Annotated in this window: 28 protein-coding genes and 1 tRNA gene; 15 read left to right on the top strand and 14 right to left on the bottom strand. The window is 58.3% G+C overall.

Annotation, left to right across the window (positions count from 1 at the left end; translation table 11 throughout):
* Nucleotides 1–33: 33 nt before the first annotated feature.
* A complete protein-coding gene (locus tag ACIOU6_RS18200) occupies nucleotides 34–819 on the top strand; it encodes a sulfite exporter TauE/SafE family protein (protein WP_221730478.1) in 786 nt (261 codons plus the stop codon).
* A gap of 8 nt (nucleotides 820–827) precedes the next feature.
* Entirely contained in the window at nucleotides 828–1,154 is a 327-nt protein-coding gene (locus ACIOU6_RS18205; RefSeq protein ID WP_401138512.1) for a hypothetical protein, read from the top strand.
* A 28-nt stretch (nucleotides 1,155–1,182) separates the two neighbouring features.
* On the opposite strand, the gene ACIOU6_RS18210 is transcribed toward ACIOU6_RS18205, so the two are convergent.
* Entirely contained in the window at nucleotides 1,183–1,647 is a 465-nt protein-coding gene (locus tag ACIOU6_RS18210; protein WP_401138515.1) for a GNAT family N-acetyltransferase, read from the bottom strand.
* 207 nt (nucleotides 1,648–1,854) lie between these two features.
* Here ACIOU6_RS18210 and ACIOU6_RS18215 point away from each other — a divergent pair, with 207 nt between their 5' ends.
* Complete coding sequence (locus ACIOU6_RS18215) at nucleotides 1,855–2,421, top strand: DUF4174 domain-containing protein (protein WP_221730475.1); 567 nt, start codon at nucleotides 1,855–1,857, stop codon at nucleotides 2,419–2,421.
* A 117-nt stretch (nucleotides 2,422–2,538) separates the two neighbouring features.
* On the opposite strand, the gene ampC is transcribed toward ACIOU6_RS18215, so the two are convergent.
* Entirely contained in the window at nucleotides 2,539–3,705 is a 1,167-nt protein-coding gene (gene ampC, locus ACIOU6_RS18220) for a class C beta-lactamase (protein ID WP_401138520.1), read from the bottom strand.
* Nucleotides 3,706–3,865: 160 nt separating this feature from the next.
* Here ampC and ACIOU6_RS18225 point away from each other — a divergent pair, with 160 nt between their 5' ends.
* Nucleotides 3,866–4,744, top strand: coding sequence for a LysR substrate-binding domain-containing protein (locus ACIOU6_RS18225; protein WP_401138523.1), 879 nt, complete (start codon nucleotides 3,866–3,868; stop codon nucleotides 4,742–4,744).
* A 57-nt stretch (nucleotides 4,745–4,801) separates the two neighbouring features.
* On the opposite strand, the gene gudD is transcribed toward ACIOU6_RS18225, so the two are convergent.
* Both gudD and ACIOU6_RS18235 read right to left on the bottom strand, forming a co-directional pair.
* Complete coding sequence (gene gudD / locus ACIOU6_RS18230; RefSeq protein WP_401138526.1) at nucleotides 4,802–6,145, bottom strand: glucarate dehydratase; 1,344 nt, start codon at nucleotides 6,143–6,145, stop codon at nucleotides 4,802–4,804.
* Nucleotides 6,146–6,169: 24 nt separating this feature from the next.
* Nucleotides 6,170–7,516, bottom strand: coding sequence for an MFS transporter (locus tag ACIOU6_RS18235; protein WP_221730471.1), 1,347 nt, complete (start codon nucleotides 7,514–7,516; stop codon nucleotides 6,170–6,172).
* A 355-nt stretch (nucleotides 7,517–7,871) separates the two neighbouring features.
* On the opposite strand from ACIOU6_RS18235, the gene ACIOU6_RS18240 reads away from it, so the two are divergent.
* Nucleotides 7,872–8,585: a FadR/GntR family transcriptional regulator gene (locus ACIOU6_RS18240; protein WP_401138530.1), complete on the top strand. Its 714-nt coding sequence runs from the start codon at nucleotides 7,872–7,874 to the stop codon at nucleotides 8,583–8,585.
* Nucleotides 8,586–8,693: 108 nt separating this feature from the next.
* Here the strand turns inward: ACIOU6_RS18240 and yegQ are convergent, their stop codons facing one another.
* Nucleotides 8,694–10,025, bottom strand: coding sequence for a tRNA 5-hydroxyuridine modification protein YegQ (gene yegQ / locus ACIOU6_RS18245; protein WP_401138533.1), 1,332 nt, complete (start codon nucleotides 10,023–10,025; stop codon nucleotides 8,694–8,696).
* Between the two features lie 197 nt (nucleotides 10,026–10,222).
* Here yegQ and ACIOU6_RS18250 point away from each other — a divergent pair, with 197 nt between their 5' ends.
* On the top strand, nucleotides 10,223–11,284 hold the full coding sequence (locus ACIOU6_RS18250; protein WP_339431951.1) for an AI-2E family transporter: 1,062 nt from the start codon (nucleotides 10,223–10,225) through the stop codon (nucleotides 11,282–11,284).
* Here the strand turns inward: ACIOU6_RS18250 and ACIOU6_RS18255 are convergent.
* From ACIOU6_RS18255 to ACIOU6_RS18265, 3 genes are all read right to left on the bottom strand, one after another.
* Nucleotides 11,281–11,463, bottom strand: coding sequence for a hypothetical protein (locus ACIOU6_RS18255; protein WP_221730467.1), 183 nt, complete (start codon nucleotides 11,461–11,463; stop codon nucleotides 11,281–11,283). The two genes, ACIOU6_RS18250 and ACIOU6_RS18255, sit on opposite strands and share 4 nt — an antisense overlap.
* A 102-nt stretch (nucleotides 11,464–11,565) precedes the next feature.
* Nucleotides 11,566–11,760 carry a hypothetical protein gene (locus ACIOU6_RS18260; protein WP_221730466.1) on the bottom strand — a complete coding sequence of 65 codons (195 nt, stop codon included), beginning with the start codon at nucleotides 11,758–11,760 and terminating at the stop codon, nucleotides 11,566–11,568.
* A gap of 230 nt (nucleotides 11,761–11,990) precedes the next feature.
* Nucleotides 11,991–12,350 carry a hypothetical protein gene (locus ACIOU6_RS18265; protein WP_221730465.1) on the bottom strand — a complete coding sequence of 120 codons (360 nt, stop codon included), beginning with the start codon at nucleotides 12,348–12,350 and terminating at the stop codon, nucleotides 11,991–11,993.
* Nucleotides 12,351–12,595: 245 nt separating this feature from the next.
* Between ACIOU6_RS18265 and ACIOU6_RS18270 the strand changes: the two genes are divergently transcribed.
* The gene (locus tag ACIOU6_RS18270) at nucleotides 12,596–13,414 is read left to right on the top strand and encodes a shikimate 5-dehydrogenase (protein WP_401138538.1); all 819 of its coding nucleotides are present in this window, start codon (nucleotides 12,596–12,598) and stop codon (nucleotides 13,412–13,414) included.
* A gap of 67 nt (nucleotides 13,415–13,481) precedes the next feature.
* Here ACIOU6_RS18270 and ACIOU6_RS18275 read toward each other — a convergent pair whose 3' ends face one another.
* Complete coding sequence (locus ACIOU6_RS18275; RefSeq protein WP_401138541.1) at nucleotides 13,482–14,126, bottom strand: YceH family protein; 645 nt, start codon at nucleotides 14,124–14,126, stop codon at nucleotides 13,482–13,484.
* Nucleotides 14,127–14,251: 125 nt separating this feature from the next.
* Between ACIOU6_RS18275 and ACIOU6_RS18280 the strand changes: the two genes are divergently transcribed.
* Nucleotides 14,252–14,761: a DUF1993 family protein gene (locus ACIOU6_RS18280; protein WP_221730462.1), complete on the top strand. Its 510-nt coding sequence runs from the start codon at nucleotides 14,252–14,254 to the stop codon at nucleotides 14,759–14,761.
* Nucleotides 14,762–14,833: 72 nt separating this feature from the next.
* Here the strand turns inward: ACIOU6_RS18280 and sstT are convergent, their stop codons facing one another.
* The gene (gene sstT, locus ACIOU6_RS18285) at nucleotides 14,834–16,066 is read right to left on the bottom strand and encodes a serine/threonine transporter SstT (RefSeq protein ID WP_221730461.1); all 1,233 of its coding nucleotides are present in this window, start codon (nucleotides 16,064–16,066) and stop codon (nucleotides 14,834–14,836) included.
* 336 nt (nucleotides 16,067–16,402) lie between these two features.
* Here sstT and ACIOU6_RS18290 point away from each other — a divergent pair, with 336 nt between their 5' ends.
* Nucleotides 16,403–17,566: an MFS transporter gene (locus ACIOU6_RS18290; RefSeq protein WP_339431957.1), complete on the top strand. Its 1,164-nt coding sequence runs from the start codon at nucleotides 16,403–16,405 to the stop codon at nucleotides 17,564–17,566.
* On the opposite strand, the gene nhaR is transcribed toward ACIOU6_RS18290, so the two are convergent.
* Nucleotides 17,561–18,460 (bottom strand): transcriptional activator NhaR, encoded by a 900-nt coding sequence (gene nhaR, locus ACIOU6_RS18295; protein WP_401138545.1) that lies wholly within the window; start codon nucleotides 18,458–18,460, stop codon nucleotides 17,561–17,563. The two genes, ACIOU6_RS18290 and nhaR, sit on opposite strands and share 6 nt — an antisense overlap.
* Before the next feature lie 133 nt (nucleotides 18,461–18,593).
* On the opposite strand from nhaR, the gene ACIOU6_RS18300 reads away from it, so the two are divergent.
* Both ACIOU6_RS18300 and ACIOU6_RS18305 read left to right on the top strand, forming a co-directional pair.
* The gene (locus ACIOU6_RS18300) at nucleotides 18,594–18,836 is read left to right on the top strand and encodes a hypothetical protein (protein WP_221730458.1); all 243 of its coding nucleotides are present in this window, start codon (nucleotides 18,594–18,596) and stop codon (nucleotides 18,834–18,836) included.
* Between the two features lie 29 nt (nucleotides 18,837–18,865).
* A complete protein-coding gene (locus tag ACIOU6_RS18305) occupies nucleotides 18,866–19,615 on the top strand; it encodes a TerC family protein (protein ID WP_221730457.1) in 750 nt (249 codons plus the stop codon).
* 73 nt (nucleotides 19,616–19,688) lie between these two features.
* On the opposite strand, the gene ACIOU6_RS18310 is transcribed toward ACIOU6_RS18305, so the two are convergent.
* Complete coding sequence (locus tag ACIOU6_RS18310; RefSeq protein ID WP_221730497.1) at nucleotides 19,689–19,847, bottom strand: hypothetical protein; 159 nt, start codon at nucleotides 19,845–19,847, stop codon at nucleotides 19,689–19,691.
* A 248-nt stretch (nucleotides 19,848–20,095) separates the two neighbouring features.
* On the opposite strand from ACIOU6_RS18310, the gene ACIOU6_RS18315 reads away from it, so the two are divergent.
* The 3 genes from ACIOU6_RS18315 (at nucleotide 20,096) to ACIOU6_RS18325 (ending at nucleotide 21,280) form a co-directional block, all read left to right on the top strand.
* Entirely contained in the window at nucleotides 20,096–20,767 is a 672-nt protein-coding gene (locus ACIOU6_RS18315) for a peptidase C39 family protein (RefSeq protein ID WP_221730496.1), read from the top strand.
* Between the two features lie 87 nt (nucleotides 20,768–20,854).
* On the top strand, nucleotides 20,855–21,061 hold the full coding sequence (locus ACIOU6_RS18320) for a DUF6021 family protein (protein WP_401138547.1): 207 nt from the start codon (nucleotides 20,855–20,857) through the stop codon (nucleotides 21,059–21,061).
* 12 nt (nucleotides 21,062–21,073) lie between these two features.
* A complete protein-coding gene (locus ACIOU6_RS18325; RefSeq protein WP_401138549.1) occupies nucleotides 21,074–21,280 on the top strand; it encodes a hypothetical protein in 207 nt (68 codons plus the stop codon).
* Nucleotides 21,281–21,333: 53 nt separating this feature from the next.
* Here the strand turns inward: ACIOU6_RS18325 and pbpG are convergent, their stop codons facing one another.
* The gene (pbpG, locus tag ACIOU6_RS18330; protein WP_221730454.1) at nucleotides 21,334–22,272 is read right to left on the bottom strand and encodes a D-alanyl-D-alanine endopeptidase; all 939 of its coding nucleotides are present in this window, start codon (nucleotides 22,270–22,272) and stop codon (nucleotides 21,334–21,336) included.
* A gap of 242 nt (nucleotides 22,273–22,514) precedes the next feature.
* The gene (folD, locus tag ACIOU6_RS18335) at nucleotides 22,515–23,369 is read right to left on the bottom strand and encodes a bifunctional methylenetetrahydrofolate dehydrogenase/methenyltetrahydrofolate cyclohydrolase FolD (RefSeq protein ID WP_221730453.1); all 855 of its coding nucleotides are present in this window, start codon (nucleotides 23,367–23,369) and stop codon (nucleotides 22,515–22,517) included.
* A 275-nt stretch (nucleotides 23,370–23,644) separates the two neighbouring features.
* Here folD and ACIOU6_RS18340 point away from each other — a divergent pair.
* Nucleotides 23,645–23,721: transfer RNA gene (locus ACIOU6_RS18340), tRNA-Arg, on the top strand.
* Nucleotides 23,722–23,824: the final 103 nt, after the last annotated feature.

Genomic DNA, 23,824 nt, shown 5'->3' on the forward strand with positions numbered 1-23,824 from the left:
CATATTTTTCCTGTCGTTTTTCTGGACGTCTTCATGGAATTGGCAAATTTCGGCCTGGTGATTGCCGGGTTGGTGGTGGGTTTTATCGTCGGCATGACCGGTGTCGGCGGCGGTTCCTTGATGACCCCGATTCTGCTGTGGTTCGGCATCAACCCGGCGACGGCGGTGGGCACCGACCTGCTGTACGCGGCCATCACCAAATCCAGCGGCGTCCTCGTTCACAAAAAGAACAAGAACATCGACTGGGCCATCACCGGTTGGCTGACCCTCGGCAGCGTGCCAGCGGTGGTGATGACCTTGTGGTTCCTCAGCACCCTGCACACCGCGCCGGATGCGATGAACGCCATCATCAAACAAGCCCTGGGCTTTGTGCTGTTCGCCACGGCACTGGCGATCTTTTTCAAGAAGCGCTTGCTGGATTTCGCCCATAAACGTGCCGGCGGCAACTACAACCCGAGCGGTTCGCGGCTGAATGTGATGACCGTGATCACCGGTCTGATCCTCGGCACCATGGTCGCCCTGACTTCGATCGGCGCCGGCGCCTTGGGCACTGTTGCGCTGTTTATCCTCTACCCACTGCTGCCGACCCGCCGTCTGGTCGGCACTGAAATCGCCCACGCCGTGCCGCTGACCCTCGTCGCAGGCCTTGGCCACGCGAGCATGGGCAACATGGATTGGGGCGTACTGGGCTTTTTGCTGGTGGGTTCGCTGCCGGGCATCTGGCTGGGCAGCCACCTGACCGGACGCATCTCCGATGAAGTCTTGCGCCCGTGCCTGGCGACGATGCTGTTGCTGATCGGTTACAAACTGGCTTTTTGATCCTTGATATGAGCGAAACCAGCCTGCATTGCGATGGCCGCATCGCCATCACTGTCGAACCCCGCGAAATGCGCATGAGCCATTGGCTGTATGCGCCGCTTGTGGTTGATCAGCAGCGTCAGCAGGTGTTGCTGGATCTGGGCGACAGCTTATGGGATTTGATCGGCACGGCGGACGAGACAGCCAGTGGCATCGACTTGCTCCTGCGCAAATATCCTGGAGATCGCGCATCGGTAATGCTGAGCGTTGATCTCGACGGCGGGGTACTCAGACTCGGCGAGCACTGCATTGAACCGTCACAATTACTAGCGGCACTCGATTTGGCGCTGGGCTGAGACAAGCACCCACGCCACAGGGATTGTCTCAGTCGGCGAAGGTGTACTTCATGATCGTCACCGGCAAGTCTTCGTAGACCAGATCCTCGACCACCTCCCAACCCAGCCGCGCATAGAGCGATTGCGCCGCGTCGGTGTACAGATACAGCGTCTGCACGCCTAACGTCTTCGCCTCTTCAACAATCTGATTGACCAGTTGCGAAGCAACCCCGCGTCCACGTTCCTCTGCCTTCACATAAACCCCGGCCAGCCAGGGCGTCAGCTTCGGACGGGTTTTCATGTCGCTGTCGATAAGCAGCGCGCCACCGAGCAGCCTGTCGTCTTCAATCGCCACCACCACGCTGGGAATCGCGCCTTTGCCGCTGGCTTTGCGCATGCGTTTTGTGCGGGCCTCGAGCGTATCGCCGGGGCGGAATTCACCCCACTCGTTGAAGTTGAGTTCGGCCAGTTCTTCAATAAATTCGGGGCGATCGCACAGGTATTCGATGTGCATGCGTTGAACTCCGTTTCGTGGGCAGAACAGCTACCCTAAAGCGCGCATGCACGGTAATCAAATCGTCGTTACGATTGCACGGGTTCGGTTGCGCAATGCCGGTCCTGACCTAAGCTTCTGACAAGGCGAAACATATTTGCCAGACACACCCGGAACAATCGCCACGATGCGCAATCAGTAGAGCGTGGATATCAAAAGGAGATGCGCATGCTCATCAGGTCACTGACCCTGACACTCTTGCTGGCGATTGCCGGCCCCTTGTTCGCCGCTGACAACGATTCGCCGATTGCCGCAGACATGGGCCGCGCCCGACCGCTGATCGTGATCGCAAAAAGCACCGTCGACCCGGTGTGGGTGAGCCTGAAAAAGTCGCTGGAGGACCCCGCCAACAAAAAAGGCGTCGCCGACCGCAACATCAAGGTTTACACCATCCTCAACATGTCAGGCCAACTTGACGGCAAGGACATGGGCCAGCAAGACACCATGGCGCTGCTGCGCTCGCTGAAGCTGGGTGCCGGAGCCTATCCGAAAGTGTTCCTGGTGGGCAAGGACGGCGAAACCAAGCTTTCGGCGTCGGGGGATGAGGCGAAATCGGTGGACCTGAAGAAGATCTTCGAGACTATCGACGCCATGCCAATGGCCGAGAAGGAAGCGGCCGCTGCAGCCGCCCAAGCGCCGGCCGCCAGCGAGCCTGAACCGGCCAAAGGTGCGAAAGGTGCCAAGCCAAGCAAGCCAGTCAAACCGAGTAAGCCGCCGCAAATGCCGGATGATTGATGGCATGGCCTGAATCAAAAAAACGGGCGACCTCAGCAGGTCGCCCATTTTTTATTGCATGCCTTTTACACAAAACGTTGTGGCGAGGGGATTTATCCCCTCGCCACAGGTTTTGCATCATTCAGTCAGCGCACTGAAAATCTCATGCGCAATCTTCACCCGTTCCGCATTCGGGTAATTCTTGTTCGCCAGAATCACGATGCCGAGCTCCTTCGACGGCACAAACGCCACGTACGCGCCGAAGCCACCGGTTGCGCCGGTTTTGTTGTAAAGCACATTGGCCGGTTCAGGTTGTGGCGGGGTCAGCCACTTGGCCTTGTGCGCCTCCATCGCCATCGGCGTCGAGTTGCCGTTCTGCAATTGAGCCAGGCTGATCGGGTAGGCATAACGTTCCCAGCCCAGGCCTTGGGTCATGTCGCCGACGGTGTAGTAACCGGTGTGGGTCGCGGCGATGGCTTTTTGCAGCGGCGCTTCAAGGCTGGCCGGTTTCAGGTTGGCCTCGACGTAACGCAGCAGATCTGCTGCACTGGTTTTGATGCCGTAGGCTACGGAATCCAGTGCGCCCGGACTGACCCGAACCGGTTGGTCTTTCTTGTCGTAACCCTGAGCGTAGAGCTTGGCTTCGGATGCCGGCACTTTGATGTAGGTGTGCTTGAGGCCCAGTTGCGGTAGCAGGGTTTCACTCATGGCTTGATCAAACGGCTGGCCCAGACTTTTCGCCGTCAGATAACCGAACAACCCAAGGCTCGGATTGGAATACAGGCGATGGCTGCCTGCCGGATAAACCGGTTTCCACTGTTGGTAATAGCCCAGCATCTTGTCAGCCGAATCCGCCGCTGCGGGGAATTGCAGCGGCAACCCGCCAGCGCTGTAAGTGCCCAGTTGCAACACACTGATGTTGTCGAAAGCGCTGCCTTTCAACTCCGGCCAAAGCTTGCTGGCCTTGGTCGACAGATCCAGTTTGCCTGTGGCCTGCGCGTAACCGGCGAGTGTCGCAGTCAAGGTTTTGCTCACCGATCCGACTTCGAACAGGGTGTTTTCACTGACCTTCTGCCCGGTGTCTTTGGCGGCGACGCCGTAGTTAAAGTAATGTTGTTTGCCGTTGATGGTGAGGGCAACGGCCAGACCGGGGATGTTCTGCTGCTGCATGACGGGCGTGACGGCACCTTTGACCAGTGCTTGCAGTTGTTCGTCGGTTTGCGGCGCGGCCAGGCAGGCCGTGGCGCCAAAGAAAAGGCCGAAAGTACTGTAGGAAAAGAGTTTTGTCGGGTTGATTGAACGCATAAATGATCCACTCTCCGTGAGTGTTGATTGTTGTATCCCGCTACACTGCGGGTGATTTCCCCGTCGGGCTACTGATCAGCGCCGCCAATTTAGGCACACCGAGGGCAATCGACAAACGACGAAATTTCGCATGAGCCATTAGAAAAATTTGGGACAAGGCATGATTCGACCACAATTGCCGCTCAACGCGCTGCGCGCTTTCGAGGCTTCAGCACGTCATTTGAGCTTCACCCGCGCGGCTGTGGAACTGTGCGTGACCCAAGCGGCCGTCAGCCATCAGGTCAAAAGCCTCGAAGCGCAACTCAACGTAACCCTGTTCAAACGCTTGCCCCGTGGGCTGATGCTGACCAGTGAAGGCGAAACCCTGTTGCCGGTGCTTAGCACCTCATTCGATCACATCGCGCAGATTCTCGAACGCCTCGCCGGGGGGCAGTATCGCGAAGTGTTGACCGTCGGCGCGGTGGGGACGTTCGCTGTGGGCTGGCTGTTGCCGAGGCTGGCGGACTTTCGGGCGAAACATCCGCTCATAGATTTACGGCTGTCGACGAACAACAATCGCGTGGACGTCGCTGCCGAAGGGCTGGATTACGCAGTCCGCTTTGGCGCCGGGGCGTGGCACGGTATTGAGGCGACCCGCTTGCTCGATGCGCCGCTGTCGGTGTTGTGTGTGCCGGAAATCGCCCGACAGTTGCATGCGCCGGGGGATCTATTGCAGCAGACGTTACTGCGTTCCTACCGAACGGATGAATGGTCGGAATGGTTTCAAACGGCGGGTCTGGCGACTCAGGCGGCGCCGCCGCAGAGCATTGTGTTCGATTCGTCCCTGGCGATGATGGAAGCGGCGTTGCAGGGCTGTGGGGTGGCGTTGGCGCCGCCCCTGATGTTCGCCCGGCAATTGGCGGCAGAGGCGATTTGTCAGCCGTTTACGATCGAGATCACCACGGGGAGTTATTGGCTGACGCGATTGCAATCGCGACCAGAGACCGCGGCGATGCTGGCGTTCAGGGACTGGTTGCTACAAATCTCAGGTCAGCCCTGAACCCTTGTGGGCGCGAGCTTGCTCGCTCCCACCTTTGGCGTGTGGCGGACTTGAAAATCAGCGCACCATGCACGGCCGTTTGTTATCGAATGTCCATCCCGGAATCAGGAGCTGCATGGCCACGCTGTCATCCCGCGCACCCAGGCCCATGCCTTTATAGCGTTCGTGAGCCTTGGCCACTTGATCCATGTCCAGTTCCACACCCAGCCCGGGTTTCTTCGGCACCTGCACGCAGCCGTCGACAATCTGTAGCGGTGCCTTGGTCAGGCGCTGGCCGTCCTGCCAGATCCAGTGGGTGTCGATGGCGGTGATTTCACCCGGTGCTGCCGCCGCCACATGGGTAAACATGGCCAGCGAGATATCAAAGTGATTGTTGGAGTGCGAGCCCCAGGTCAGGCCCCACTCATGGCACATCTGCGCCACGCGCACCGAACCCTGCATGGTCCAGAAATGCGGGTCAGCCAACGGGATGTCAACGGATTGCAACTGGATCGCGTGGCCCATCTCGCGCCAGTCGGTGGCGATCATGTTGGTGGCGGTTTTCAGCCCGGTGGCGCGGCGAAACTCGGCCATCACTTCACGGCCCGAATAGCCATTTTCCGCCCCGCACGGGTCTTCGGCATACGCCAGAACGTGATGCTGATCGCGGCACAAACGGATCGCCTCCTTGAGCGACCACGCGCCGTTCGGGTCAAGGGTTATTCGGGCCTCGGGGAAGCGCTCGGCCAGTGCCGTCACCGCTTCGATTTCTGCCTCACCGCTGAGTACGCCGCCCTTGAGTTTGAAGTCCTTGAAGCCGTATCTGGCATGGGCAGCTTCGGCCAGACGCACCACCGATTCAGCAGTCATGGCCTTCTCGTGACGCACACGGAACCAGTCGTTATCGGCGTCCGGTTCGCTGCGATAGGCGAGGTCGGTTTCGCGCTGATCGCCGACGTAAAATAGGTAGCCGAGCATCTTCACTTCTTCACGTTGCTGGCCTTCGCCGAGCAGCGCTGCGACCGGTACGTCGAGGTGTTGGCCGAGCAGGTCGAGCAGGGCGGCTTCCAGGCCGGTGACTGCGTGGATGGTGATGCGCAGGTCGAAAGTTTGCAGGCCTCGGCCGCCGGCATCGCGGTCGGCAAAGGCCTGGCGCACCTGATTGAGGATCTTCTGATACGTGCCGATGGGGCTGCCGATCACCAGGCTGCGTGCGTCTTCCAGTGTCTGGCGAATACGTTCGCCACCGGGTACTTCGCCCGCGCCGGTGTGGCCGGCGTTGTCTTTGAGAATGACGATGTTGCGGGTGAAAAACGGCCCATGGGCGCCGCTCAGATTGAGCAGCATACCGTCGTGGCCGGCCACCGGGATGACTTGCATATCAGTGATGATCGGGGCTTTGGCGGTGTCGTTTACGTTCATTGTTTTATCCTTGAAAACAGAGAGTCAGGCGTGCTTCGGCGTGGCATCGACCACGGCGGCAGCATTGGCGGGTTTCGCTGAGGTGCGGGCGAAGAACACGATGATCGCGGCGATGATCGAGGTCGCGGCCAACCCATAGAGGCCGCCCTGAATCGAGCCGGTGTGTTGTTCCAGCAGGCCGAACGTGGTCGGCGCTACGAAGCCGCCGAGGTTGCCCACTGAGTTGATCAGCGCAATCACCGCCGCGGCGATCCGCGCATCCAGATAGGCCTGGGGAATCGGCCAGAACAGCGACGAGGCGGATTTGAAACCCAGCGCTGCAAAACAGATCGCGACGAAGGCAAAGATCGGCCCGCCGGTGGTGGACATGAACATCCCCGCCGCAGCGATCAACAGTGCCGTGGCGACCCATGCCTGCTGGTGCTTCCACTTGGCGCAGAGGGACGCGAAGGCATACATGCCGACAATCGACAGTAGCCACGGAATCGAGTTGAACAGCCCGACCTGGAGGTCGCTCATCTCGCCCATTTTCTTGATGATGCTCGGCAACCAGAAGGTCGCGGCGTAGATCGTCAGCTGAATGAAGAAGTAGATCAGGCAGAACAGAATGATCTGCCGGTCCTTGAGCAGTTTGCCCATTGATGGACGCAGGGGTGTGGCCGCTTCGCGGGCCTTCTGTTCATCGTCGATGGCGGTGACCAATGCGTCCTGCTCGGCGCGGGTCAGCCATTTGGCGTCATGGGGCTTGGCGTCGAGCCAGAACCAGACGAACACGCACAGGCACACCGAGAACATCCCTTCAATGAAGTACATCCATTGCCAGCCGTGCATGCCCAGCCCGTTGATTTGCAGGAGCAGACCGGACAGCGGGCCGGAGATCAGCGAGGCGATCGCCGAACCGCTGAGGAAGATCGCAATCGCTTTGCCGCGTTCGACACCCGGTAGCCAACGGGTGAAGTAGTAGATCACCCCGGGAAAGAACCCGGCCTCTGCTACGCCAAGCAAAAAACGCAAAATGTAGAAATGAGTTTCGGTCTGGATGAATGCCATGCTGGCGGCGACCAGGCCCCAGGTGAGCATGATCCGGGTCAACCAGATTCGCGCGCCGACTTTCTGCAGCAGCATGTTGGAGGGGACTTCGAACAGCGCATAGCCGATGAAGAACAGGCCGGCGCCGAAGCCGTAAGCGGCGGCACCAATGCCCAGGTCGTGTTCCATGTGGGTGCGGACAAATCCGATGTTCACCCGGTCAATGTAATTGACGATGAACATGATCACGAAGAGCGGCAGTACGTGGCGTTTGACTTTCGAGATGGCGGACGAAAGCGTTGAGTTGACGCTTTCGTTCATCCCCGAGACGGAGGTTTTCACTTGGTTTGCTCCCACTGATTATTTTTATGCGGGGTAGGGCTGGATACGGCGATGTTGATAGACATCATACAACTACGATTTTTTGTCCTACAAGTGGGCAGGGATGATTTTATTGCTCTGGATGACAGGGTTTTTATGCTTTTCTGGGTTTTAACCCTGTTTTTGTTACTTTTTTGGCAGTGGCGATTTCATGAGGACGCGATCAAAATTGCGTGAAGTCGATAGCAAACCCGGCAGATTATTAATAGATATTGAGTGTTGTCATACAAGTAGGTGGGTTTTTCAGCGCTAGAATCAATCCCGTCATACGCCTGTGCGGTGCTACGATTCGCCAGTCCGCTCACTGGAACCAACCATGCAAGAAGACCTCGACGCCCCTGCCCGCAAGCGTGCGCACAACCTGGCCCATGATCTGGTGGAGAAGCTCACCCAGAGCATCCTGCTCGGACAGATGTCGCCCGGCGACAAGCTGCCATCGGAGAACGCCATCGTTCAGGAACATGGTGTGAGTCGCACGGTGGTGCGCGAGGCGATTTCCAAATTGCAGGCGTCGGGATGGGTCGAAACGCGCCACGGCATTGGTACGTTCGTGATCGAGCGTGCGCCGGAGCAGGGATTGCGACTCAATGTCGACACGGCGCTCGGCGTGCGCAGCATGCTCGAGTTGCGCATGGGGCTGGAAACGCAGGCAGCGGCATTGGCGGCGCAACGGCGTACCGAGCAGCAGTTGCTGCAGATGCGGCAAGCGCTGGATGACTATCAGCGCCAACTCGCCAATAACGACAGTTGTGTCGAGGCCGACCGGCGCTTTCACCTGCTGATCGCCGAGGCCACTGGCAATGTCTGTTTCAGTGAGATCATGCAGCACTTGGGCAGCGCGATGATTCCGCGTCATCGGCTGAATGCGGCCGAGCGCGGGGCGGCGGATCTGAGCAAGCTCGGGCAGTTGGCGAATCTGGAACACGAGGCGATTGTGAACGCGATCAAGCGTCAGGATGCAGACGCCGCGCGTGCAGCGATGTGGCTGCACCTGACCAATAGCCGGGATCGGTTTTGCGCGCAGGGTTGATTGGCGCAGGCAGCGGACCTCTTCGCGAGCAAACCCGCCCCCACAGGGGGGGTTGCAAGGCAGAGAGGCAGTGTGGAGGCGGGCTTGCTCGCGAAGGCGGCCTCAGCCTCAATTCACATCGCGCATCAACAACCCAAAGTGCAAGTCCACCGTATCCGGAATCGGCACATAGACCGTGTGCCCATCCCCCGGTGCGACCTCGATCGCCTGCCCTTTGAGGTTCTGCAGTTCATGCAGATCAAAATGAAAATTGCCCTTGGGCGTCATCAGTTCCAGATGATCACCCAGGGCGAAACGGTTCTTCACCTTGACCTGCGCCAGACGATCACGCCGCTCGCCGGTCAATTCCCCAACAAACTGCTGACGCTGCGACACCGAACTGCCGTTCTGATAATTCTGGTATTCGTCATGCACATGCCGGCGCAGGAAACCTTCGGTGTAGCCGCGCTGGGCCAGTGACTCCAGATCGGTCATCAGGCTGCGATCGAACTCACGCCCGGCCACCGCATCATCAATTGCTCGGCGATATACCTGGGTGGTGCGGGCGCAATAGAAGTGCGATTTGGTTCGGCCTTCGATCTTCAATGAATGCACGCCCATGCGCACCAGACGCTCGACATGTTGCACCGCGCGCAGGTCCTTGGCGTTCATGATGTAAGTGCCGTGCTCGTCTTCGAAGGCGGGCATCAACTCATCCGGACGGTTGGCTTCCTGCAACAGGAACACTTGATCGGTCGGGGTGCCAATGCCCAGCGTCGGTTCGGGCTGGAAGGTCTGCACGATCTCGCCGAGCTGATTCTGGGTAGCCTCCTGCGCCGAATATTTCCAGCGGCAAGCGTTGGTGCAAGTGCCCTGATTGGCGTCGCGTTTGTTCATGTAACCCGACAGCAGGCAACGGCCGGAATAAGCCATGCACAGCGCGCCGTGAACGAATACTTCCAGCTCCATGCCGGGCACTTGCTCGCGAATCTCGCCAATTTCCTCCAGCGACAATTCCCGCGAGAGGATGATCCGGCTCAGCCCTTGCTGTTGCCAGAACTCAACGCTCGCCCAGTTCACGGTGTTGGCCTGTACCGACAAGTGAATCGGCATCTGCGGGAAATGCCGACGCACCAGCATGATCAGCCCGGGGTCGGACATGATCAGCGCGTCCGGTGCCATTTCAATCACCGGCGCCAGGTCCTTGAGAAAGGTCTTCAGCTTGGCGTTGTGCGGCGCGATGTTGACCACCACGTAGAAGCGTTTGCCCTGTGCCTGAGCCTCACGAATGCCCAGCGCCAGATTGGCATGGTCGAACTCGTTGTTGCGCACGCGCAGGCTGTAGCGCGGTTGGCCCGCATACACCGCATCGGCGCCGTAGGCGAAGGCGTAACGCATGTTTTTCAGGGTGCCGGCGGGAGCGAGCAGTTCCGGGGCGGTGAGGTCTGGCGTGAGGGTCATGGCGGCATCGGTCGCAAAAGCGCGGCAGGGTAATGCGGATGAAATCGGGGTTTATTGATCTGTATCTACGTTTGGGTCAGTGAGGCTGCGCTGCGCAGGCGCCGCAGCGACGCCCCATGAATAAAGATGGCACTCGCGCACGCCCCGGCTGACTAAGGTTTTGGGCGTACATGACGCCTGACTGACATGGACCGGACATGAACGTAAAAAGTCTTCAATTCAAATCCCTGACGGTGCTGCTGGTACTGGTCACGGTGGCCTTTATCTGGATTCTGCTGCCGTTTTATGGCGCGGTGTTCTGGGCGGTGATCCTGGGCATTCTGTTTGCGCCGATGCAGCGCAAGTTGCAGGGGAAATTCGGCTGGCAGCGCAATGTCACCTCGCTGTGTACGTTGAGCATCTGCCTGGTGATCGCGATTTTGCCGGTGATCATCCTCAGCGTGTTGCTGGTGCAGGAAGGGGCGACGCTCTACAAGAATATCGAAAGTGGCGAGCTGGACATTGCGGCCTATCTGGCGCAGTTCAAGCACAGCCTGCCGCAATACTTCCAGCATCTGCTGGACCGCTTTGGCATGGGTGAACTCAATGCCCTGCGCGAAAAAATCGTCAAAGCGGCGATGCAAGGCAGTCAGGTACTGGCGACCCAGGCATTCAGTTTTGGCCAGGGTACGTTCGAGTTCGTGGTGAGTTTCTTCGTCATGCTGTACTTGCTGTTTTTCTTTCTGCGCGACGGCGCGGAGCTGGTGCGCAAGGTACGCATTGCGATTCCGCTGGAAGAGCATCAAAAGCGTCGTTTGCAACTGAAGTTCAACCGGGTCGTGCGGGCCACGGTAAAGGGCAATCTGGTCGTCGCGATCACGCAAGGCGCGTTGGGCGGAGCGATTTTCTGGTTTCTCGACATACCCAGCGCGTTGCTGTGGGCGGTGTTGATGGCGTTTCTATCGCTGTTGCCGGCGGTGGGAGCGGGGATTGTCTGGGCGCCGGTGGCGGTTTATTTCTTGCTCAGCGGGATGATCTGGCAGGGCGTCGTGCTGGGGTTGTTCGGGGTGTTTGTGATCGGTCTGGTCGACAACGTGCTGCGGCCGGTTCTGGTGGGCAAGGACACTCGCATGCCCGACTACTTGATCCTGATTTCGACGCTGGGCGGTCTGGCAGTCTTCGGTCTGAACGGGTTTGTGATCGGGCCGTTGATTGCGGCGCTGTTCATGTCCAGTTGGGCGCTGTTCGTCGAGACCAAGCCCAAGGTGCAGCTACCTTAGGCTTGAAACGGGTTGCGGACGATCTGTTGCGACAAGGCCTGCGCCGCTGGCAACGATGTCAGCGGACCGCTGATCGGCTCGCCGTCGCGCACCAGATACCAACAGGCGAGCAAACCCAGCTCTCTGAGTGGAGCGGGAACGGCGCTGCCAATGACCGACATGATTTGAACCTGAGCCATGACTGAAACCTCCATCAAACGATGGGGCCACCTTAGGCATTCGTGGTTCTCAGGGACAATCAACGCTTTTGATAGCGGTCATTGATAACAGTGAGGGCTGCTTCAGTCGACAACCTGGTCGAGCATGTGCACCACTTCGCGCTCATTGAGCAGCCCCTTGTGCACAAGGTTCTCGGCCAGCAGCGAAAGAAACTTGGCGCAGCGGTGGCCTTCCAGGTGCTTGAGTTCGGTCAGCGCGCTGTACACCTTGCTTGAGGTGCACAGGCCGACGACGCGGTGCGGGTTTTGTGTAGGCATACAATCGTCCTTGTTGTTATCAACCTGTTGTTTACGGACGGATTCAGATTGCGGTTCCGTCATGACAAAAAGATGACCGTTTTATGGAGGGGTCCATTACGGTCAAGCCAATCATGCCGACTTTAGCTCTTGAAACTGTCCTCACAGCGACCTTGGCGAGATTTTTTCAGACGCTGGCCGACCGACGGTCATAAAAAAGCCCCGCTATAAAGCAGGGCTCTGTCTATCGATTACCAGCGTGGGCCGCCGTAGTAGCCATGTGGGTGACCGTAGTAGCCGCGAGGCGGGCCGTAGTAGACGGGGGCCGGCTGGACGTAAACCGGTTGCTGCACATAAACCGGCGCTGGCTGGTAGTAGACCGGTGGTGGCGGTTGCTGCACATAAACCGGTTGGGGCTGAACGTAAACCGGCTGTTGCTGCACGTACACCGGTCGATCCTGGTTGATCAGTGCCGAGCCGATGATGGCCGAGCCGACGATCGCGCCAAACACCGCCGGGCCTTGCCAGCCATGGCCACGACCGGCTTCTGCCTGGCCTGTTACAGCGAGTGCGCCGATCAGCAAGGCCATAATGGAGAGTTTACGAATCATGATAATTCCTCGGTTCTTCAACCCGGCTCCCTGGCCTGCAATAGGTCCATGGATGTCGCGGGGATACTTCTAAGACAGCGAAATTTTTAAAATCAGCACAGCCGCTGGGTAAATTTTGTGTAAGGTCTGTAGCGGTTTCGTTACCGGCTCGCGCAAGCCCGGTGCAGGCAAGCGATATGATCATTCAGAACCCGATGGAATGGCTAATCCCGTCCATCCGAAAGTGCGTTTGAAGGAGAAGTTTCATGCAGATGAACCCGAACAAAGACACCCAGCTGTGCATGTCCCTGTCCGGACGCCCAGGCAATTTCGGTCTGCGGTTTCATAATCATTTGTATGAGCAACTGGGCCTGAACTTCTACTACAAGGCGTTCAGCAGCCAGGACCTGATCGGCGCTGTCGGCGGGATTCGCGCCTTGGGCATTCGTGGCTGTGGCGTATCGATGCCGTTCAAGGAAGCCTGCATCGAGTTGGTCGATGAACTGGATGCCTCGGCGGCGGCGATTCAGTCGATCAATACTGTCGTCAACACTAATGGCCATCTCAAGGCCTACAACACCGATTACATCGCCATCGCGCAGTTGCTGGAAACCCACGCGGTGCCCAAGGATTCGACTTTCGCTCTGCGCGGCAGCGGCGGTATGGCCAAGGCAGTGGCCAGTGCCTTGCGCGACGGCGGTTATAAAAACGGCTTGATCGTGGCGCGCAATGAACGCGCCGCACGTGCGCTGGCAGACTCGCTGGGTTATCGCTGGCAGGCTGAACTGGGGGATGAACGTGCGCAGATGCTGATCAATGTGACGCCGGTCGGCATGGATGGCGGCCCTGAGGCGGGGCAACTGGCGTTTGAACCTGAGGTGATCAAGGCGGCCGACACGGTGTTTGATGTGGTGGCCATTCCTTCGGAAACGCCGCTGATCATGTGTGGCCGCGCGCAAGGGAAGCGGGTCATTACCGGGCTGGAAGTGATAGCGATCCAGGCGCTGGAGCAGTTTGTGTTGTACACCGGGGTGCGGCCGACCGAAGAGCAGTTTCAGGCGGCGGTGGCATTTGCCCGTAGCTGATCCTTAAGTCTGTGTTGGTTTAGCGGGCTTCTTCACGAGCAAGCCCGCTCCCAAAGGGGGATGGTGTTTATTCGAGGCGGGCCAGGCGCTCTTCCAGTGCCGCAATCCGCGCCTCAAGCTCTTCGATCCGTTCGATCGAAACCCCGCCGCTGACGCGCTCCCCGGGATTTTGCCGCGCCGCCAGAATCGCCTCGATATCCGCCGGATCGCCCAGCGCATGGCTATAGCGGTCTTCGCGCTGCCCAGCCTGGCGCGCAATCAACACCGCCAGCCCGCGAGCGATCAAGCGCTCAAGCTGATGCACCACTTGCTCGGCATCTTCGAAATCATGCATGCGCCCACTGCGTGTCAGCAGTTCGTTAACGGTTTGCGGACCGCGCAGAAACATCAGCCCGGTCAGCGCCACCTGCGCCGGCACCAACTCCAGCGCTTTGTCGACCTTGTGCTCCCAGCGGTCGGCGCGGCTGCCCATGACCAATTTGGCGAAGCCGCGACCTTCCAGTGCACGCAGGCTCTGGCCCACCTGGCCCTGAGTCAGGTTCATCACCGGTTCGCGACTGGTTTTCTGATTACACGCGGTCACCAGCGCGTTGAGAGTCAGCGGATAGGTTTCCGGGCTGGTGGCCTGTTTTTCGATCAGTGATCCCAGGATGCGGATTTCCGTGGCGTTGAGCCGTGGTTCGTCGAAGCTGGATTCTGGTTCTGTGGACATCGCGCGTTCCCTCTGCAGTCGAAGGCGCCTAGCCTAATCCTTGCCAAACAAAAGGCAAGCCGTGTGGTCATCAAGCATGGCTATAATCGCCTCCACGTTCCACCCAGCCACCACATGAGATTGCCATGACCATTTCCCTGTACGCCGCATCCGTCCCGGTTTTTCAACAAATGCTCAACGCCCTGAGCGATGTCCTGAAAAAGGCTGAAGCCCACGCCACCGAGAAAAACATCGACCCGAACGCCTTCCTGCAGGCTCGTCTGTACCCGGACATGTTCCCGCTGGTGCGTCAGGTGCAGATCGCGGTTGATTTCGCCAAAGGCGTTTCGTCGCGTCTGGCCGAAGTCGAGATTCCGAAATACGACGACAGCGAAACCACCTTCGCTGAGCTGCAAGCCTTGATCGCCAAGGTTCTGGCCTTTATCGGCGAGATCAAGCCTGAGCAGATCAATGGCCAGGAAGGCATCGAAATCGTCACCCGTCCGGGCACACCGAAAGAGAAGCGCTTCAGCGGCCAGGCTTATCTGCTGACCTACGGTCTGCCGCAGTTCTTCTTCCATGTCACCACCACCTACGCCTTGCTGCGTCACAACGGTGTTGAAGTGGGTAAACGCGATTACATGGGCGCGTTCTAAACCACCCGGCAGCAAAAAGCCCGCCAAGGTTTACGCCTTGGCGGGCTTTTTCATTTCCCTTTGTGAGAGGGGTTATGCGGTGCGTTGGGCTTTCTCTTCTTCGCCCAAGCAGGCCGCAGCGGTAAACAGCACGTCGGTGGAGGAGTTCAACGCGGTCTCGGCCGAATCCTGCAATACCCCAATGATGAAGCCCACCGCAACCACTTGCATGGCGATCTCGCTCGGGATGCCGAACAGGCTGCACGCCAACGGAATGAGCAGCAGCGAACCACCGGCAACGCCCGACGCGCCGCACGCGCAGACCGCCGCGACCAAACTGAGCAAAATGGCGGTTGGAATGTCCACCGCGATACCCAGCGTGTGCACGGCAGCAAGCGCCAGCACGGTAATAGTGGTCGCCGCCCCCGCCATGTTGATGGTGGCCCCCAGCGGGATCGACACCGAGTAAGTGTCTTCATGCAGACCCAGACGCTTGCTCAATTCCAGGTTGACCGGAATGTTCGCCGCTGAGCTGCGGGTGAAGAACGCCGTGATACCGCTTTCGCGCAGGCACTTGAGGGTCAACGGATAAGGGTTGCGGCGCAACTTCCAGAACACGATCAGCGGGTTCATCACCAGCGCCACGAACAGCATGCAGCCGAGCAATACCGCCAGCAGATGCGCATAACCGATCAGTGCATCAAAACCTGACGTGGCGAGTGTCGACGCGACCAGGCCAAAAATGCCCAGCGGGGCGAAGCGAATCACCACGCGCACGATCACGGTCACACCGTTGGACAGATCGCCCAGCACTTGGCGGGTGGTCTCGCCGGCATGGCGAATGGCAACGCCCATACCGATGGCCCAGGCCAGAATGCCGATAAAGTTAGCGTTCATCAGTGCATGAATCGGGTTATCGACCGCACTCAGCAACAGGCTTTGCAACACTTCGGTGATGCCGCCCGGTGCGGTCACTGCGACGTTGTCCGTGGACAGCACCAGGTTCGATGGGAACATCATGCTGGCAACCACGGCGACCGCTGCCGCACTGAACGTACCCAGCAGGTACATGAACAGTATCGGACGGATGTGGGTTTCCTGACCGTGCTTGTGGTTGGCAATCGAGGCCATCACCAGCACGAACACCAGAATCGGTGCCACGGCCTTCAGCGCCGAAACAAAGACCTTGCCGATGAACGCCGTGGATTTCGCGGCCTCGGGCGCGACCAGCGCCAAGGCGATACCCGCGATCAGGCCGATGACAATTTGTGTGACCAGGCTCAGTTTGCTTAAGCGTTGCAAGAAAGAAGGGGATGAAGCATTCATAGCGGCATCTCTGATTTTTTATAGGGTGCAGGGTTGCGTAAATGCGCTGGCGAAACAGGGCAGGCCAGCGCCACGAACCGAAAGTGTTGACGCAATTTCAACGCCATTAAACCGGCCGCTGAACAGGGTGTACGTTTTGCAGGGCGCGGACTTTACCACAGCGTAGGCCTTATCCTTCAGGCATGTGACGATCTGCCACCCGATTCGCCGGCAAGATCGACAGGTTTGTGCAAGTCAGTCTGGAAACACTCTGTTAAGATTCTCCTTCCTCTTTTTCAAGTTCTGCCAGCGGGCCTTTTGGTCATCGCTGGTGTCGTCGTTTCGTTGGAGTTTCCCATGCTGTTGCCCATCCTTCTGTTGTCCGCCGCTGGCTTCACGGTGCTGACCACCGAGTTCGTCATCGTTGGCCTGTTGCCGGCGATTGCCCGAGACCTCGCGGTCACCATCCCGCAGGCCGGTCTGCTGGTGACGCTATTCGCTTTTACCGTGGCAATGTTCGGCCCATTCTTGACCGCGTATTTCGCCCGCTTCGAGCGACGCAAGCTGTTCATCACCATCCTGATCATGTTTGGCCTGGCCAATACCGTTGCTGCATTGGCGCCGAATATTTGGGTAATGGCGGTTGCGCGGCTGATCCCCGCGCTGGGTTTGCCGGTGTTCTGGGCTTTGGCCAGTGAAACCGCAGTGGACATCGTCGGTCCGGACTACGCCGGGCGCGCCATCGCCAAGATCGGCTTCGGCATTGTCTGCGCCACGGTGTTTGGCATTCCTGTCGGTACATTGATTTCCGATGCTTTCGGCTGGCGCAGTGCCTTCGGTATTCTCGCGGTGATCGCGTTTGCCAAGGCGTTGCTGCTGTTTGTATATCTGCCGAAAACCAGTCTGCACCAGCATCAGGTCAGCTTCCGCTCGCAGTTCAAAATCCTGCGCAGCCCTTTGATGATCGGCCATATTGTGCTGTCGATTCTGGTGTTTAGCGGCATGTTTACCGCTTACACCTATCTGGCAGACATCCTTGAGCGCCTCGCCGGTTTCAACGGCACGGTGGTCGGCTGGTGCCTGATGGGCTTCGGCGCGGTCGGGCTGATCGGCAACTCGCTGGGCGGACGTGCGGTGGATCGGCATCCGCTGGGGGCGTCGGTGTTGTTCTGTGCGTTCATGATTGCCGGCATGGTGTCGCTGGTGCCAAACATTCATTCGCCGCTTGGGTTGGCAGTGGCGATGGGGATTTGGGGCGTGACCCAAGCGGCGTTGTTCCTGGTCAGCCATGTGCGCCTGATGAAAGCCGCACCACAAGCACCAGCCTTTGCCGCTTCGCTGAATATTGCCGGGGCTAACCTTGGCATCGGCCTTGGCGCCATGATCGGTGGACGGGTGATCGACAGCGCGGGGCTGGGCTTCCTCGGCTTCGCCGCTGCCGGGTTCATTCTGCTGTCGGTATTGCTCGCCATGGTGTTGATGACGCTCAAGCCGCGCGAAGTCTGCGCTGAACTCTCATAACGCGGTAAACAGCTCGCGTCGGGCACCTTCGGTAATCGCAACGATGCCGGGGTGCTTGACCTTGCGCTCCACTGAAATGGCATAGAACGACTCGGTCACTGCGTCAGTCTGACCCATTAATTCAACGCCGTACTGGCGCTTCACTTCTTCGGCAATCACGCTCGGGCCGATAAAAATCCCGCTGCCGGATTGGCCGAATGCCTGCATCAAGGCACTGTCATCGAACTCGCCGACGATTTTCGGCTGGATCTGCTGCTCGGCAAACCAGCGCTGCAAACGGCTGCGCACCACGGTTTCTGCGCCGGGAATCAGCAGCGGTGCGCCATGCAGGCTGCGCGGGAAATTCTGCCCATAGCGTGCCACCAGTTCGGCGGTGGCGAAGAAACTGATCCCGCATTCGCCGAGTTTCTGGCTATAGCCCTTGATATCGAGATGTGATGGCATCGGGCTGTCGGAGATCACCAAATCCAGACGCTGGATGGCCAGATCTGCCAGCAAGCGTTCGAGTTTGTCCTCGCGGCAGGTGATGCGTAGCGGCTCGCTCAACTCCATGGTTGGCGCGATCAGACGATAGACGATGGATTTGGGTACCACGTCGGCCACGCCGACGCGGAACAGAATCTGCTGCTCGTTGGGTTGCGCGCGCAGCATCAACTCCAGTTCGCCGCCGAGCTGAAACATCTGCTCGGCGTAGGGCAGGGCTTGGCGCCCGGCTTCGGTGAGTTCAAGTTGCCGCCCCGCGCGCTTGAACAAATCGACGCCGTAGGTTTGTTCGAGCAGGGAGATCTGCCCGCTGATGGTCTGTGGGGTCAGGTTCAGTTGCTCGCAGGCACGCACAATGCTGCCGGTCTTGGCCACGACCCAGAAGTAATGCAGTTGTCGGTAGTTGAGCATGAGGGTCTACAGTTCGTGAAAATCGAAGTATAGCCGCTAAAAATACGAATTTTCCTGAAGTGTCTCCCTCCCTAGAATGCCCAGCCATTGAGGGCCGGTCTGTGGCCCTGTCTGTTGATTGGGAGGAAACCTCATGAAATACGCATTTCCTGTGCTGATGTTTACGTCTTTACTGGTGCTGGCTGGTTGCGATCAGGCCGAGAAAAGCGCCCAACAGTTAATGGGTAAAGCCGCCGAAAGCGCCAAGCAGGCGATCGACGATACCCACAAAGCCGCCGAACAAGCGCTCAGCGAAGCCACGGGCGGGTTGATCGAGAAAAAAGAAGCACCGGAAAAAGATACGCAAACATCTGAATCTTCCTCAAAGACTATCTAAACCGTCTTACAACGAGTCAGGACTGACCCATGGAATATCTGTTAGAACTCGCCGCCAGCCCCGCTGCCTGGGTTGCTTTAGCCACACTGGTGGTCATGGAGATCGTGCTCGGCATCGATAACCTGATCTTTATCTCGATTCTGACCAACAAGTTGCCCGAGCAGCACCGCCAGAAGGCGCGCCGCATCGGTATCGGCATGGCGTTGATTCTGCGTCTGGCGCTGTTGAGCACCATCGCCTTCATCGTGCAGTTGACCGAACCTGTGATCGAAATCCTCGGCCAGGCGTTCTCCTGGAAGGACATGATCCTGATCGCCGGTGGTCTGTTCCTGGTCTGGAAGGCCACGACCGAGATTCACCACAGCATGGACCCGGCGCCGGAAGACCCGAAATCGGCCACCTCGACGGTGACCCTGGGCTTTGCAGCGGCAATCGGGCAGATTCTGATGCTCGACATGGTGTTCTCGATCGACAGCATCATTACGGCAGTCGGCATGACCGAACACTTGCCAATCATGATCATCGCGGTAGTGGCCTCGGTGCTGGTGATGCTGTTTGCGGCTGAGCCGCTGGCCAGGTTCATCAACGACAACCCAACGGTGGTGATGCTGGCCCTGGGCTTCCTGATCATGATCGGCATGACGCTGATCGCCGAAGGCTTCGGCGCCCACGTACCGAAAGGTTATGTGTATGCGGCCATGGCGTTCTCGGCGGCGATTGAGGTGCTGAACATGATGTCCCGTCGAGCAAGGCAGAAGAAACTGGCTGAGCAAGCGTAATCGTTAAGCCGTAAAAAAGCCGCCTGAACTCCCAGAGTACAGGCGGCTTTTTTGTTCACAGTTTTACCGACAGTCAGTGTGCAGTCGCAGGGTGCGCGCGGTGCTTGCCCGGTTTCTCGATCGGTGCAGGTTGGGCGGGGTGATGATGGTGGCGTCGGGAAATACGCAACACGCCCCACAGCATGGCAGTAGCAACGGCCAGCCAGCCGGCAATCAACATTACGATAGTCATGGTCAGGCTCATGAGTGCCTCCTCTTTGCCCAGGCTCGGGCACACACTTCTCTCAAATCGCTCTATGTCAGTGACAGTCTAGTCAATGGGGTGTTTCAAGCTATTGACCAAAGGTCGGTGGCGACCAATCAGTTTGCTCTATGCAATCGTTGAGTCTGCGGTTTAAGGCTATACCGCAGCTTTTTGCGGCCCTATGATCGCAGGCACTGCCGGAACACGATGACCGGCGTCTTGAACAGAGAGTGATGATGGTGCAGGTATTTTCTCGAATTCGCGCGGCGCTGCTGGTGGCTGGTTGCGCAGCCGTACTGGCCGGGTGCGCAGGTAGTGTGGCACCAGAGGTGAAGCGTCTGCCCGAGCGGGTTGAGCTCAGTGGTACGTTCTATCGCGGCGACGCCAATCAGTCAGGGCCGCAAGTGTTGGCCAGCCTGTTGTCGCAGCAAGGCATCGTGATCACCCCGGGGTTGTTGGCAAAACCGCTGCACCTGCCGGGCGCCGAAGATAAATTGCAGCAGAACATGCAGAAGCTTGCACGGGAATATGGCTTGGTCGTCTATCCGCTGGACCGCAATCTGCCAGCGCTGCTGACGCAGGTTGCTGCTGGCTATCCGGTGATGGTGCGCTTCAGCGAAGGTTCAGCGTTTTGGGCGCAACCGCGCTATGCCATTCTTTCCGGCTACGACCGCAATAAACAGAAAGTGCTGCTGCGCGCGGGCATGAACCGTCGCGAAATCATGAGCTTCAGCGCTTTTGAATCGGCATTCGAAAAGTCCGGTGGCTGGGCAATCTTGATTCAAAAGCCTTCGCAGATTCCGGTGGCGGTTGATCGTCAGCGCTGGCTCAAGGCCGCCGATGAGTTGTCACAGGCCGGTCAGGAGCCGGAAGCCGCGCAGGCGCGCAAGGCATTGGCGGCGCACTGAGCTCCATTCGTCATCTGCCGGGCACGACTGCGCCCGGCCAGCCTCTTAGGGTTATAGCCCGGTTTTACGGGTGAATCAGGAGGCAACATGACAGATTCCCCATCCCCGAAAGGCCCGCATTCTTCTGAGCATTCTTCAGGTAACGATCTGGGGTTCGATCCCGACTCGCCGGATCTCGAAGATCCGCAAGTCGACCCCATTGGCCCCGCAAAGGCGCCCAAAGATGTGAAGCCTGGCGAAGACGACATCAAACCGGCCAAGCCCTACGATCCGTTAGCCGATCTCAAACCTTGATGCGAGGTGCGTATGAGTACCGATTCAAGCTTCGATGACCAAAAGCCCGACAGTGTGCCGACCACGCCTGAACAGGAAGTGGACCCGGTGCTGGATCCTGAGAGCCCGCTGCGTGATCCGTTGGCGCGACCCAATGTAGTTACGCCGCAGCCTACGCGGGATCCGAGTGCCGGTGACGGGATTCCTGATGACGACGAGATGCCGCTGCCTAACGACTGATGTGCAGATGAGAAAAAGCCCCGAAATTTCGAGGCTTTTCCTTATGGCGCGAATTACTTGGAGGCTTCGACCACGCCACTCTGGCGCGCCTTGAGGTTTTTGTCGGCTTTGTACTGTTGAGCCGCCGCTGGAACGCTAGCGCTCCTGCCGGTTTCCACCCAGCTGCGGATGCGGCTGGCATCGGCAAAATGGGTGTATTTGCCAAACGCGTCGAGAATCACCAGCGCGACCGGGCGGTTGCCCATTTTCGTTACCAGTACCAGGCAATGACCGGCAGGATTGGTGAAGCCGGTTTTGGTGATCTTGATGTCCCAGTCGGCCTTATTGACCAAGTGATCGGTATTGCGAAAGCCCAGTGTGTAATTGGGTTTACGGAAAGAGACGGTCTTTTCCTTGGTGGTGGTGAGTTCGCTGAGGATCGGGTACTTGCTGGCGGCTACCAGCAACTTGCTCAAGTCACGGGCAGTCGACACGTTGCGCTCAGACAAACCGGTCGGCTCGACGAAGTGCGTGTTGGTCATGCCCAGCGCCTTGGCCTTGGCGTTCATCGCCGCGATAAAGGCTGCGTAACCGCCCGGGTAGTGATGCGCGAGGCTGGCGGCCGCGCGGTTTTCCGAAGACATCAGAGCAATCAACAGCATCTCGCGGCGCGGCAGTTCACTCTTGAGTTTGACTCGGGAGAACACGCCCTTCATTTCCGGCGTATTGCTGATATCGACATTGATCCATTCGTCCATGTTCTGTCGGGCTTCAACCACCACCAGGCCAGTCATCAGCTTGCTGACGGAAGCGATCGGCACAATCACGTCAGGGTTGCTGGAATAAATGACTTTTTGGGTCTGCATATCCATGAGCAGGGCGCTACCAGAGGCGATCTTCAATTGCGAAGCGTCACGGGGGGCAGCGATGGTTTGCGCGGCATTGATCGATGGCGTGATGAATGTGCCTGTAAGTGCAAAAAACAGGCTCAGAATCGAAAGACGAATTTTCACGCGGGCGAACTCATAAAGGTTGGATATTCCGTTAGTTTGTAACGGGTTATTTCTTAAAAGCGTCGCATTTTAGGAGTATGGCTGAATAACTGTCGATGGTTGTTTGAGTGGCCTGAAAATCTTGTGAAAAGGCCTGTAGAAATAGGGGTTTCCGGCGAACGGTTACAGTTTTTTCTCAGGCACGAAAAACCCCGCACGCGGCGGGGTTCTCGGGGGTATTGCTAGCGCGTGAAAAATACCACTCAGGCGTGCAGGGTTTCCGCTGCATAGAGGGTGTTTTCCAGCAGGCAGGCACGGGTCATCGGGCCGACGCCGCCCGGTACCGGCGTGATCCAGCCAGCGCGGGGCAGGGCGGTTTCGTAGACAACGTCACCGACCAGTTTGCCGTCGTCCTGACGGTTGATTCCGACATCGATTACGATCGCGCCTTCCTTGATCCACTCGCCTTTGACCAGGCCCGGCTTGCCGGCAGCCACAACGACCAGATCAGCACGGCCGACGTGCTCGGCCAGATCCTTGGTGAAGCGATGGGTCACGGTCACGGTACAGCCGGCCAGTAACAGCTCCATCGCCATCGGGCGACCGACGATGTTGGAGGCGCCGACCACAACTGCGTCCAGTCCGTAAAGATCAACGCCTGTGCTTTCCAGCAAAGTAATGATGCCTTTAGGGGTGCACGGACGCAGCAGAGGGATACGTTGGGCCAGACGCCCTACGTTATAAGGATGGAAGCCGTCGACGTCTTTGTCCGGGCGAATGCGCTCCAGCAGTTTGGAGGCATCCAGATGCTCGGGCAGCGGCAGTTGCAACAGAATGCCGTCGATTGCCGGGTCGTCGTTGAGGCGATCAATCAGATCGGTCAACGCTTCTTGCGTGGTTTCAGAGGGCAGGTCGTAGGCTTGAGAGAGGAAACCGACCTCTTCACAGTCTTTACGCTTGTGCGAGACATAAACCTGAGAGGCGGGATCGCTGCCGACCAGGATCACCGCGAGGCCGGGAGTGCGCAGGCCTTGCTGGCGACGCTCGGCAACTCGTTTGGCGATCTGCTGGCGCAGGCTGGCGGCGATCGATTTGCCGTCGATTAGTTGTGCAGTCATTGCGCGTGATTAACCATCGAGAGGGGAAAAAAAGAGAACGCATTCTCGCATGTCGAGCGTTGAGGGCAAAGGCGCTTGGTCAGCAAATTCCTCTAACTCCTTTAATTAAATGAATTTTTTTTAAAAAGGATTTGACGACATCCGGAGCGCTCTATACTATTCGTCGCACTTGTCGGGCACAGCCTAGCACTGGTTAAGAAGGTGATGCGGAATCAAGGTTCTGCGACACTGGAAAGCACTTAGTTTGTAGTCCTTTAAGAGTACAGATTAATAAGGCGCCCGTAGCTCAGCTGGATAGAGCATCCGCCTTCTAAGCGGATGGTCGCAGGTTCGAGTCCTGCCGGGTGCGCCATTAGGCAGCTTTGGCACAAGTAACGCGATATGGTGGGCGTAGCTCAGTTGGTAGAGCACGGGATTGTGACTCCCGTTGTAGAGGGATAGAACACCAGAGAACT

The organism is Pseudomonas sp. NPDC087615 (assembly GCF_044743445.1).
GTDB lineage: Bacteria > Pseudomonadota > Gammaproteobacteria > Pseudomonadales > Pseudomonadaceae > Aquipseudomonas > Aquipseudomonas baetica_A.